At 62.1% G+C, this 12052-nt stretch carries 10 protein-coding genes; 4 read left to right on the top strand and 6 right to left on the bottom strand.

Annotated elements, in window-relative coordinates:
- Nucleotides 1-188: 188 nt before the first annotated feature.
- The 4 genes from EN862_RS21400 (at nucleotide 189) to EN862_RS21385 (ending at nucleotide 4837) form a co-directional block, all read left to right on the top strand.
- Nucleotides 189-752: a polysaccharide biosynthesis/export family protein gene (locus tag EN862_RS21400; RefSeq protein WP_127867871.1), complete on the top strand. Its 564-nt coding sequence runs from the start codon at nucleotides 189-191 to the stop codon at nucleotides 750-752.
- Between the two features lie 10 nt (nucleotides 753-762).
- A complete protein-coding gene (locus EN862_RS21395; RefSeq protein ID WP_127867870.1) occupies nucleotides 763-1893 on the top strand; it encodes a glycosyltransferase in 1131 nt (376 codons plus the stop codon).
- 98 nt (nucleotides 1894-1991) lie between these two features.
- Nucleotides 1992-3527, top strand: coding sequence for an undecaprenyl-phosphate glucose phosphotransferase (locus EN862_RS21390; protein WP_127867869.1), 1536 nt, complete (start codon nucleotides 1992-1994; stop codon nucleotides 3525-3527).
- Nucleotides 3524-4837 (top strand): O-antigen ligase family protein, encoded by a 1314-nt coding sequence (locus EN862_RS21385; RefSeq protein WP_127867868.1) that lies wholly within the window; start codon nucleotides 3524-3526, stop codon nucleotides 4835-4837. The genes EN862_RS21390 and EN862_RS21385 overlap by 4 nt, the downstream gene beginning before the upstream one ends.
- On the opposite strand, the gene EN862_RS21380 is transcribed toward EN862_RS21385, so the two are convergent.
- The 6 genes from EN862_RS21380 to EN862_RS21355 all read right to left on the bottom strand — a co-directional run bounded on the left by EN862_RS21380 (nucleotide 4829) and on the right by EN862_RS21355 (nucleotide 11940).
- A complete protein-coding gene (locus EN862_RS21380) occupies nucleotides 4829-6595 on the bottom strand; it encodes a tetratricopeptide repeat protein (protein WP_127867961.1) in 1767 nt (588 codons plus the stop codon). The genes EN862_RS21385 and EN862_RS21380 overlap by 9 nt on opposite strands.
- Nucleotides 6596-6844: 249 nt before the next feature.
- On the bottom strand, nucleotides 6845-7690 hold the full coding sequence (locus tag EN862_RS21375; protein WP_127867867.1) for a hypothetical protein: 846 nt from the start codon (nucleotides 7688-7690) through the stop codon (nucleotides 6845-6847).
- A 60-nt stretch (nucleotides 7691-7750) separates the two neighbouring features.
- Nucleotides 7751-7933, bottom strand: a complete 183-nt coding sequence (locus EN862_RS21370; RefSeq protein ID WP_127867866.1) for a hypothetical protein — start codon at nucleotides 7931-7933, stop codon at nucleotides 7751-7753.
- A gap of 22 nt (nucleotides 7934-7955) precedes the next feature.
- Nucleotides 7956-9326, bottom strand: a complete 1371-nt coding sequence (locus tag EN862_RS21365) for a hypothetical protein (protein WP_189401277.1) — start codon at nucleotides 9324-9326, stop codon at nucleotides 7956-7958.
- A gap of 80 nt (nucleotides 9327-9406) precedes the next feature.
- The gene (locus EN862_RS21360) at nucleotides 9407-10729 is read right to left on the bottom strand and encodes a TfuA-like protein (RefSeq protein ID WP_127867865.1); all 1323 of its coding nucleotides are present in this window, start codon (nucleotides 10727-10729) and stop codon (nucleotides 9407-9409) included.
- Nucleotides 10726-11940 (bottom strand): YcaO-like family protein, encoded by a 1215-nt coding sequence (locus EN862_RS21355; protein WP_210235676.1) that lies wholly within the window; start codon nucleotides 11938-11940, stop codon nucleotides 10726-10728. The genes EN862_RS21360 and EN862_RS21355 overlap by 4 nt, the downstream gene beginning before the upstream one ends.
- Nucleotides 11941-12052 lie beyond the last annotated feature (112 nt).

The raw sequence follows: 12052 nt of genomic DNA, 5'->3' as shown, positions 1-12052 counted from the left end.
GGCGGCTTATTAGAGGGCACTCAAAGAATATTGGGTGAAAGCAATAGAACGATTGGCTTTTTGCCGATCAACGCGGTCCGGATCGCGCTCCTTTACCGCCCATTAACCCTAACAGGATGATAACGGTCGCAACTTCCTGGGGTTGTGCCGCGGCTTGCGGCAAGAGCGATGAAGGTTCCTGGCCGGTCATGAAAAGCACTGCTTCCCTCGTTCGCGCTTTGCTTGCCCTGTCGCTGCTGACCGGCTGCTCGAGCTATCGCCCGACACCCGCCGCCTTCCATGAAGTGCTCGACCAGCCCTACCGGCTTGGCGCCGGCGACCGCGTCCGCGTCACGGTGTTCGAGCAGGACGGCTTGACCAACACCTACAGCGTCGACCAGTCCGGCTACCTCTCCTTCCCGCTGGTCGGCGCCGTGCCGGCGCGCGGCCACACCGCGCAGCAGCTGGAAAAGGAGATCGCCGACAAATTGCGCCAGGGCTATCTGCGCGATCCCGACGTTTCGGTCGAGATCGACCGTTACCGGCCGATCTTCGTGATGGGCGAAGTTGGCGCTGCCGGCCAGTATTCCTATGTGCCGGGGCTCACCGTGCAAAAGGCGGTCGCCATTGCCGGCGGCTTCACGCCACGCGCCAATCAGGAGAGCGTCGACATCACCCGCGATATCAACGGCAAGGTGATGACCGGACGGGTGCTGACGTCCGATCCGCTCCTGCCCGGCGACACCGTCTACGTCCGCGAACGCCTGTTCTGAAAAATCCGGCGTGGCGGTGAACCTCAGGATCGTCCACTGCTTCCGCTCACCTGTCGGGGGAATCTTCCGGCATGTGCGCGACCTGACCGAGGCGCAGGTCGCCGCCGGCCACGCGGTGGGAATCGTCTGCGACTCGACGACCGGCGGCGACTATGAGGAACGGCTGTTCGAGGCGATGACGGACAGCTTGGCGCTCGGCATCCATCGCACGCCGATGCAGCGTCATGTCGGGCCGGGCGATCTCGCCTCGGCTTGGCGCACCTATCGAATCATCCAGGAATTGCGGCCGGACGTGCTGCACGGGCACGGCGCCAAGGGTGGCGCCTATGCCCGTCTGTTCGGCTCACTGTTGCGGGTTTCAAGGTATCGCGTGGCCCGCCTTTATTCGCCGCATGGCGGCTCGCTCCACTATGACGAAACGACAGCGACGGGAAAGCTGTTCTTCGGGCTGGAGCGCTTCATGGCGCGCTTCACCGACTGCCTGCTGTTCGTTTCCGACTATGAGCGGAAAACCTATCGCCGCAAGGTCGGCGAACCGCCCATACCCAACCGGCTCGTCTATAACGGCCTGCGCGCCGCCGAATTCGAACCGGTGGCAACGGCGGCAGATGCCGCCGATTTCCTGTACATCGGCATGATGCGCGACCTGAAAGGCCCGGATATCTTCATCGATGCGCTGGCTTTGGCCGGGAGCGAACTTGAACGGCCCTTGAGCGCGGTGATGGTCGGCGACGGCGACGACCTGCCGCGCTACCACGCGCAGGTCGAGCGGCTCGGCCTCAAGAGCCGCGTTCGCTTCCTGCCGCCGATGCCGGCCAGGCAAGCTTTCGCCCTGGCCGAGCTGGTCGTAGTTCCGTCCCGGGCGGAGGCGATGCCCTATATTGTGCTCGAAGCCTTGGCCGCCGGCATGCCGATGATCGCGACCGCGGTCGGCGGCATTCCGGAAATCTTCGGCGAGGGCTCCCCTGCCCTGATCCGGCCAGATCCGGTCGAACTTGCCGGCAAGATGAAGACCGCGCTCGGCGAACGCGACGCGTACCGGGAGATGATGCCCCAGACCGGCGAGCTCAAGACCCGATTCGGAGCGGATGTAATGGCCGCCCAGATTGAGAAGGCCTATTTCGCGGCGCTGAACAAGTAGGTCCGCAACCGCACAACAGCTTCAAAACCACCGGTTGTTTCAAGCCTTTTTTAGCTCTCTTTTGCTATGCAATTGCGCGAAGCTCGCGGACAGTTCCCATGAATGAGATCGACCCCGCGCACCGCTTTTCCATGGATGCGGTGCGCAACTACGAGGCTCCCGCCGATGGCGGACAGCCCGGCGGCATCAACGATGTGGCGCGCCAGGTCGCCTCGCAATACCGGCGCGATACCATGTCGCCGATCATGGTCAGCGGCGTGCTGCGCATGGTCGAGTTCGCATTGCTGTTCCTGTCGGGGCTCGGCGTCTATTTCTACTATGTCGGCTTCTTCACCTATCTGGCCTGGCAATACCCGCTGGCGATCGCGGCGACGTCGTTCCTGGCCGTGGTGCTGCTCGACGTCACCGACCGCTATCAAATCGCGGCGCTGATGCGCCCACTGGCCAATTTCGGCCGGGTGCTGCTCGTCTGGGCCGGCAGTTTCGCGCTGATGGCGCTCACCGCCTTTGCCATCAAGGCCTCGGAAGACTATTCGCGCCTGCTGTTCGGCACCTGGTTCGTGGTCGGCTTCGTGCTGATCTTCGGCCTGAGGCTGGTGATGTCCAGCCTCATCCGCCGCTGGGCGCGCGACGGCCGCATGGAGCGCCGCGCGCTCATCGTCGGCGGCGGCAAGGCGGCCGAGCAGCTGATCCGCTCGGTCGAGAAGCAGCCTTACAACGACATCCGCATCTGCGGCATCTTCGACGACCGCAACGACAAGCGCTCGCCGCCGATCGTCGCCGGTTATCCGAAGCTCGGCACGATTTCGGAACTCATCGAATTCGCCCGCATCGCGCGCATCGACATGCTGATAGTGTCGCTGCCGCTGACTGCCGAATCGCGCGTCCTGCAGTTGCTCAAGAAGCTCTGGGTGCTGCCGGTCGACATCCGGCTCTCGGCGCATTCCAACGCGCTGCAGTTCAGGCCGCGCGCCTACTCCTATATCGGCTCCGTGCCGATGCTGGACATCTTCGACAAGCCGATCAACGACTGGGATTCGGTCGCCAAGCGCGCCTTCGACATCGTCTTCTCGCTTGTCGGCATCATCGTCTTCTCGCCGGTGATGCTCGCCACCGCGATCGCCATCAAGCTCGACAGCAAGGGTCCGGTGCTGTTCAAGCAGAAGCGGCACGGCTTCAACAACGAGATCATCGAGGTCTACAAGTTCCGCTCGATGTTCACCGACCGGTCCGATCCGACCGCCAAGCAGACGGTGACCAAGAACGATCCGCGCGTCACCCGCGTCGGCCGCTTCATCCGCAAGACCTCGATCGATGAATTGCCGCAGTTCTTCAACTCGCTCTTCGGTTCGCTGTCGCTGGTCGGGCCGCGCCCGCATGCGATCGCCGCGCAGTCGCACAATCTGCTCTACAACGAGGTTGTGGACGGCTATTTCGCCCGCCACAAGGTGAAGCCCGGCGTCACCGGCTGGGCGCAGATCAACGGCTGGCGCGGCGAGATGGACACCAACGAAAAGATCCGCATGCGCACCGAATACGACCTCTATTACATCGAGAACTGGTCGATGCTGTTCGACCTGCGCATTCTGTTCCTGACGCCAATCCGCCTGCTCAACACGGAAAACGCCTATTGAGCGCCGTCACTCATGAGTTGCAGCCGCGGGCATTGCCGGCGTCGGCGGTCAATGCGAAGCTGATTTCGCTGATCGCGTCGGCGGGGATCGGCATCGGCATCCTGCTCTCCGGCTTCGTCATCAGCGAGCCCGCGCCTTACGAGCTCTACATGGCCGGGCTGATCGCGGTCTGGGCGCTGTTCGGCCTCAGGATCTCGCGCGCGATCGTGCCGCTGCTGGTGCTCCTGGTGGCGATGAACATCGGCGGCATGATCGCCATGACGCAGATGGCGGATCTCGCCAACACGCCGCTCTATCTCGCCGTCTCGCTGTTCCTCGCCTTCAGCGCGGTGTTCTTCGCCTCGGTGACCTCGGTCCAGCCCAGCCTCTACCGGCTGATCTTCATCGCCTATGTCGTGTCGGCGGTGGCAACGTCGCTGCTCGGCATCGCCGGCTATTTCCATGCCTTTCCCGGCGCGGAGATGTTCACCAAATACGACCGCGCGGCCGGCGCCTTCCAGGATCCGAACGTGTTCGGGCCGTACCTTGTGCTGCCGGGCACCTACCTGCTCTACCTGCTGCTCACCGGTCCGGTGTCGCGCATGCCGCTGCTTGCCGTGCCGCTGCTCATCATCACCGCCGGCATCTTCTTCTCCTTCTCGCGCGGCGCCTGGGGCATGTTCGCGGTGTCGGCGGTGCTGCTTACCGCGTGCCTCTTCCTGCAGAGCGCCAGCGGCAAGTTCCGGCTGCGCGTGGTGGTGATGACGATAGCGGCGTTGGCGCTGCTGGTCATCGCCTTCCTGATCATCCTGCAGCTGCCCGGCGTGTCGGACATGTTCACCCAGCGCGCGCAGCTCGAGCAGAGCTACGATTCGGCGCGGCTCGGCCGCTTCGCCCGCTACACGATCGGCTTCCAGCTGGCGATGGAGCATCCGTTCGGCATCGGCCCGCTGGTCTTCGGCACGATCTATGGCGAGGACACGCACGACATCTGGCTGAAGGCGCTGATGGATTATGGCTGGCTGGGCTTCGTGTCGTTCCTGACGCTGACGCTGTGGACGATCGGCGCCGGCTTCCGCATCCTCCTGCGCGACCGGCCATGGCAGCCCTACCTGCTCTGCGCCTATGTCGCCTATCTCGGCAATATCGGCCTCGGCACCTTCATCGACATCGACCACTGGCGCCATCTCTATCTGCTGCTCGGACTGGTCTGGGGCGCCATCGCGCTGGAGTACCGGCATCAGCGGGAATTGCGGCTGGCACGTAGTCCCGTTCCGGCATCGGCCGCGTCGTCTATCTCGCGGCAGACGCCCGCACCCGCGCTATCTTAGCCCCGCTTTGCGCAGGCCATCGACAAGCAATTCAGTATCCTCGGGATGTTTGTGCGGAGGAACTTTGCGCCACTGCTCAGTGGTAAAATTCGGGTGCACCTCCAGCAGCGCACGGGCGTGCTTCTGCGCTTCTTCAGTGTTCCCGAGATAGGCATGGCTCGCCGCCATTAGCCGATGGCCCTCGGAGCCATCCCGCATCTTCTGCAGCGTCTCTATCGTTTTTTCATATTCGCCCAGCTGAAAATAGGCGTCGCCCAGATACCAAAGATAGGCATCGGGATAGTAGGGGTTCAGCCGCATCGCCCGCTCCAGCAGCTTCACCGACCGTTCCGCCTGCCGAACATAGACAAGGCAGTCGCCCATCTCGGCCAGCAGGTCGGCGTCGTTGGGATTGAGCTGCAGAGCGCGTTCGTAGGCGGCGATCGCTGGATCGTGCTGCTTCTTGTAGAGGTGAGCCAACCCCATCTCCGAGTAACCCCGCGCGTCGAGGTCATCGTGCAGCACGGCCAGACTTGCGAGCTTCAGCGCCTCGTTCAACGCTGCTTCCGGGTCGCTGGTCCACGCATAGCGCCATTCGACATTGAACGTTCTGGACAGGGCCGCATAGCTGCGGGCATAGCGGGGGTCGAGATTCCTCGCCTGCTCATAGAGCCGCCGGGCATGCCAATTGCTCTCCGGGCGGAAGCGGAAGCTGAGATCCTGCCCGCGCAAGATCATGCCATAGGCATGAATGTTGGGATGATTTTGCGATATCAGCCGCCGCCTCTCAGCCATGTCGATCTGCACTGCAAGCCGTGACGCTGTCATCGCGGTAACATCGTCCTGGAAGGCGAAGATGTCCTCAATGCTGCCGTCGTAGCGTTCCGACCAGATCGTATGCTCGGTCTGCGCCTCGACCAGGTCCATGGCGACCCGCAGGCGAGTGCCCGCACGGCGCAGGCTTCCCGTCAGGAGATAGCGAACGCCCAGTTGATTGGCGATCTCGCGCAGCGATCGTGTCTGGGCGACGACGGCCAGTGTCGAATGCCGGGCAATCACCATCAGGTTGCGGAACCGGCACAGGTTGGAAATGAGATCCGCCACGACACCCTGGCACAAATGGAGGTCCGCGGGGTCGCCTGAAACGTTCTCAAGCGGCAGGACCGCCAGCGAACTCTCCGGCGCGATACGCTCAGGCGCAGGGGCAAAGTGTAGCGCCGACGCCCTTGGCTCGGCATGTGCCAGCTCGAAATCGACCGCGAAGACCTCCACTTCGTCGGCGATATTCTTCAGCTTTTGCTTGCCCAGCGAGCGGAACGAGCACTCCGGCTCGCCGCGAACGAATTGGCGAACGGATTCGGCGATGCATATGCCGCGCGGCTCCGCCAGCGACTGGATTCGAGCGGCCATATTGATGCCCAGGCCATAGATCTCACCGTCGCTTGCGATCGTGTCTCCAACGGTGATGCCGATCCGATAGGTAATGGGATCCTGGGCGCCTGACCACACCGTCTCGTTAGACAGTTCCCGCTGCATCTCGACCGCGAAATGCAACGCCAGGGTCGGGCTGGGGAACAGGGCCACCACAGCGTCGCCGGCAGTGTCGACGACTGAACCGCCATAGTCTCCAACCAAGCCGCGTATGAAGCTGAGCGACCGGGTCAGGCGGACAACTGTGCCTGCCTCGTCCTGATCCATAAGGCGGCTGTAGCCGTGCACGTCCGCATAGACGATCGCCGACAGCTTTCGATTAAGCAGCTCGTATCGGCCTGTTACCATTGCTCTTCCCGCCGGCGTTCCCAGCAATCACCGGGCAGTGCAGCATAGCACGCAGAATCGCCAACAGCAGGCGGGAAAAAAAGACGTGCTCAAGGGAATATTGCTGAGATTTAAAGGAATTAGCTTATGCTAATGCAACGCCCGCGCGATCAGCGGGTGGCGACACACCACACCGTTGATTGCTCAGCCAAGGCCGATCTTCTGCATGGCGAAGCGAATGGGGCCGTCAGGGACTCATTCCATACGGGGTCAATCGCTGTTGCCGCCTCCGCGGGCGCTCATGCCGCGGGCGCTCATTCCCCTTGCGCTCATGCCACGCGCGCTCATGCCTCTTGCGCTCATCCCGCGCGCGCTCATGCCGGCACTGTCCATGCCCCCCGGTCCGCCGCCGCCGAGTATCGCAGCGAGCAGCACATCCTCGAACATGCCTGTCTCGACATCCATGCGGACCGTGTAGTCGGCCTTGTCGTAGGACCAGACACGCAGGCCATCGGCGAAATCGAAGTCGGCCGCAGCGAGGCCCGTCAGTCCGGTCGGGCTGGGTGAGCGGGCGGCGCTGAACGTGCCGAGATCTTCCGCGACAAGCTCCCCATCACCATGCACAAGGAATATTATGGGCCTCGGAAGGTCGTAGTAGCTTCCCTCAAAACTGAAGCCATATATCCTTGCAAACCTGCCGTTCTGCAGTTGGTCTTCAAGGAGCCTGTTCTTGCCGCTTCGGTTGGCAGCGCCCGGGCGGCGCCCGATGAATTCGAACCCGCCCTCAAGTTTCATGAAATAGCCGACGAAACTATCCCCGCCGGTCACCTGGATTATCGCACCGACAGGCGTGTCATCCTTGGTCCACCGACCGTCCGCGCCGCCAACCGTGTACACACCGATCTGATCCGGAACCTTCTGTTTCCAAACAACAATCTTGCTCTTTTCTGCCACACGCACACCGTTCACGACCTTGTTGCCGGTCAATGCCGGTATGTGCTTGGCAGTCGCCACCTGCGCCACGATAGGATTGAGAAGTGGGTTCACAACCTGCAAATCGATCACAAAATGGCCGAATAGATTTATACCCGACACGCTAAGAAGGCTCTCTACCATTGCCGCAACCCTCCGGTTCCTGGATCATGTATCTAACTTAGACAGTATGATTTCTTGGCATTATGCAGCTCTTTGTCTTCTGTTTTGCTTCTCAGCCGCTTCTACCTCATGCGTCACGACATAAGTGCGATCACTTTCACGCCATAATACGCCTATGACCCTGCCTCGCTTTTTGGAAATGCTGTCCACATGGGCCTGTAACAATTCAATGTCGTCCATGATTTCCGTAACGACGTAAGGCATTGGACATTCCTCCTCATCTGACTCAAAGAACGCCGGCCCTGGCCAGTCTGTCTCGCGTTCCCGTCCGTCTCGCAACATGCAGATGCCGTGCACAACAAGCGCCGTGACGCGCCGGCACGAATACCCTTGGCAAACCGAAGTGGCTTTTGGGTCCGGACGGCTTGATTTTGGGGCCGGCGCTCACAAAACCGATCGCGCGGCGGTTGAAGTTGACGTCGATGATGGTGCGCCAGCGTCCGCCCGTCATCAGCCTGTCAACGGCGCGCAACGTGTATCCGACTTCCGCGTAGCTGAGACCGTCCGGCGCAAGGCGCCGCCAGGTTTCGGCAAGAAGCATGCCGAGCTCGTCGCGCGAGGCGACCAGTGCTTCGCGAAACGCCAAAGGCGCCGCCGCATAGGCTTCGTCGAACATCGGCTGGATTACGCGGAAATAGTCGGTACTGTCCTCCAGCCTGTCGGACAGGTCTTCCTGGCTTTGGGTGATCAGACCCCGGGCGACGAGTTCCTCATGGAAGAGGTCGACAAAAATGTCGAACATTGCGCCAGTGAGCGGCTGCGCAAGGGCATGCTCGTCGCTCCAGCCCTGGACGAAATCCAGCATCGACAGCGGGTTGGCCGCGAGCCTGATCTGGCTGTTGGAGGATAGCTCGGCGACGCGGTTGACGAGATTATACGTGTAGAGATTGCCGTGACTGGTCTCCAGCAACTCATCTATGACGGAATCGAAATGCAGGGCGGCGACGAGGGCCGCGATGTCGGCCGAGGATTCGTGGAAGCCGTAATATTCCGCGCTGGCCGTCCCGGGATCGGGCACGCCGATGATGGAATAGATGACACAGTGGCCAACCTCATGGGCTACGACGTCGAAGTTCAGGGTGAACGGCTCAATCCGGCCATCCGGCGTCTCGTGGATGCCGACCTCGAGAAAGCCGTATCCCATGAAGGCGTTTTCATGCAGATTGCGCTGTATCACCAATTCCAGGCGGTCGAGGTCGCGCTGGAAATGCCAGGTGATCGGATGGCCGAAATATTTCTCCCACACGTCCAGCGTGAAACGCACCGAGCCAAACAGATGCGCCGCCTCGAATGTCGGATCGTCCGGGTCGATGTGATCGAAATGGCCGTCGGGATCAGGAAACGCCGGAGGAAAGACGTCGCCGCGCCAGGGCGGCATTAAATAAAGCGGGTCGCCGCGAACATTTTCGGCAAGGCCGTAGGCAAACGCCTTGCCAATGGGGTCGACGACATACATGCGATCGTCGCCCGGGCCGGGACCGACCGACCCCGCCGGCGGCGACACGAGCACGATTTCGGGTCGATGAAACGCCTTGAGGAACGGCGCCTGAGCAAACAGCCGGAAGCGCGTCCCGTTCTTGAATGCAGAGCCTTCCACTCCAGATGTCACACTTGCCCCTCGCAATGGACAAAGACATGCACGTCAAACTGGCTGCGGTATCGTCGGCGAATGCGGTTTCAAGTTAGCCCGTTTTCGTTGGTCAGGCCAGAGTGATCGGTAGAGCTGCGGCCGACCGTGAATGCATATTCACGAGCCAGCAGGTCGTAGAAGCTGTCGATGCCGGGCAATCCGATGGAGATGGCATAGTCGTCGATGTCGCGAGGAACTTCGCGGCCGAGTCGCTTCTCGAAAAACCAGGCTGCGAGCAGGGCGCGCGGCACCGACAGCGAAGGCGACCGCTGTCTGGCCAGAGCCTTGTCTCGATAACCAGGGTAGAGACCCTGTTCGCGCAATCTGTCCAGGATGGCGCGATGCAGTTCGGCATCGCGGTCTCGCGCGAGCGTCTCGATGGCCGCATCATCCTCGATCATGCGATCAAGGCCGGCAAGATCCGTTCCGTTGTCGCGCGCCCAGGCGCTGACGTCCGCCTGCCGCATAAGCCCGCGTCGCGAGCGAAAATCGCCCATGGCACGCTTGACCGCCTGGCGATCCGGTGCTGCCCGCTCACCCCGGGCTAGCAGGCGAAGCAGCGCCTCGCGACGCAATTGCGCATAGTCGCCGCTCAGCCGAAGCTCATCGAGAATGGCATCCTGTTCAGCCGTGGCCTTGCCGCCTTGCTGGGCGGCTTCGTTTCGCCAGGATGCATTGTGCCAGTTCTCAGTCCATTCGAAATGGAAGGTGGGAGCCCCCTGCGCAGCGCCATTGCGGATAAACGCGTCCATCTCCTTCAGCAGCTCGAGCCCGTCTTCGCGCTTCCTGTCGACCTTGCTCGTTCGCAGCCAGGCCGCCAGCTCGTGCTCCGTACGGGGATCGCCGATGTCCGTCAGCACGTCGGGCCAGGTTCTTTCCGGGTAGAAGCGCGCCTTGGACGAGGCCGCAAGGCGCAACCCTGTCGGTCTGTCGATGATACCTTCCGCAACCGCCCGCTCGAGCGTCGCGCGAATGTTGACCATCGGCTCGCTCAGATGGATATAGCCGGTTTCCGGCGGACCATGAATGAGCGCGACCTCGTCGTCGTCGGTGAGCTCGCCGTCGCGAAAGGCTTCGAAAATACGCCCGACGCCGCGCATGCCGAACGAATGCAGCTCCGCGGCGCGGAGCGCCCCCATGCTGGACGCACCGAACACGGTGATCCCTTGCGTCAAGGCCCAAAGTATCTCCTTGTGCAGGACAGCCGGCTGACCGTCGAAATAACCGTCGATGACGCCGATTGCCCTGGGACCGTCGCGCGTGGCGGCATAGAGGTCTCCCTGGCGCACGGGAGGGCGAAATTCGAAGCCGTCGTAGGATGCGATGTCATCCGCCCGCAGGCTTGGGCCGCAAAAGACGATCGGCTTCACCGTCCGCCATCCGACATTCGTCGAGCTCGCTCGCCCGGCATATAGGCGTCATGGTCGTCAGGACCTTCGAGGCCAGGTATCACAACACGGATCACAGGGAGGCCGATCTCCTCCTTGGACAGATCGACGGTGATGATCTCGCTTACGCCTGCCGCCTGCAACCTTTCAGCCAGCCAGGTCACATTCGCTGCAACATCTTGTGCAGCCCTGCCCTCGGCGGAGGCAAGTCGCCTGATGCTGGAACGTTCGGCCAGCAGTCTCTCTGCCTGCCGGCGGCGTTTGTCGCGATAGTCTTCGCTATATTCCTCGGCGGTCAGATCGTCCCGTGCCGCCGATACGTAGGTCGTTCGCACCTGAGCGGCCTCGATGAGCGCCTTTAGCAAGGCAGTCTCCGGCACCGGGTGCGCCGCCGCGCCTATGCCGTAATGGCTGTACCGGTCCCGGCGATCCGCGATCAGGCAGAAAAAGGCCGGAACACCAACGTCAGAAGTCGTTTCCCACGCCGCGACGTCGAAGTCCGCACCTTCCAGTTTCTTCAACACGTCGCGACACGGGCCGTCCGGCGCGCTGCCGAGGTCGACGCCGGTGCGCCGGCGGCCGGCGGATGGCATCCGGTTCCACAAGGAAGTCGCGTCGCGTTCGATGGTTTCGCAAATCCCATGATGGACCGCTTCATCGGCGGTATTTCCAGAGGCGAGCCCATTGCTGCTGCAGTCAAAGAAGCCGCTTCCAGGCGGCGGTGGAACAGTGAAGTTGGCCCGCACCGACTCGTAAGGCAGCCAGCGTGCCTCGCCGGAGATCATCTCCCGGCCCTCGATCCATAGCGTCACAATGTCCTTCGTGAATGCCCTGCCGCTGATGCGAGGCAGCCTTCCGACCTCGGCAAACCGGTGCGATTGCGAGAGCTCAGCCATGCTGCCGAGCTTCAGCGGGCGCTCGATGTGCTCCGCGTGATAAAGCTCCGCCGCTTCCATAAGGCCCGAAGCCGTGGCCGATTCCAGATCGATGCCCTTGCCTTGCGAAACAGCCAGCGACCGGGCGTTAGGACGGCACACCATCACCACCGGTATGCCTATGCGATCAAGCCCGGTCACATTGGCGACCCTGGTAATCCCCATCCGTGCCCAGTGTGGGCGAATCCGGGCAATCGCGCTGTGCGCGCTGTCCGCGCAATATGGAATTCCCGGTACGGCGCCATTCGCCAACGACACTGGGTTATCTCCAAGAGATCGCGAGAGCTTACCGGTTTCCACCGGCACCCAACAGAGCAGGGTCTCGCCCGTCAGTCCACAATTTCAATGATTTTGCCCAACGGACCCTTGC

The organism is Mesorhizobium sp. M2E.F.Ca.ET.219.01.1.1, from assembly GCF_004016445.2.
Lineage (GTDB): Bacteria > Pseudomonadota > Alphaproteobacteria > Rhizobiales > Rhizobiaceae > Mesorhizobium.
The sequence above is the reverse complement of the archived record's forward strand: the minus strand, read 5'-3'. Positions and strand labels throughout refer to the sequence as shown.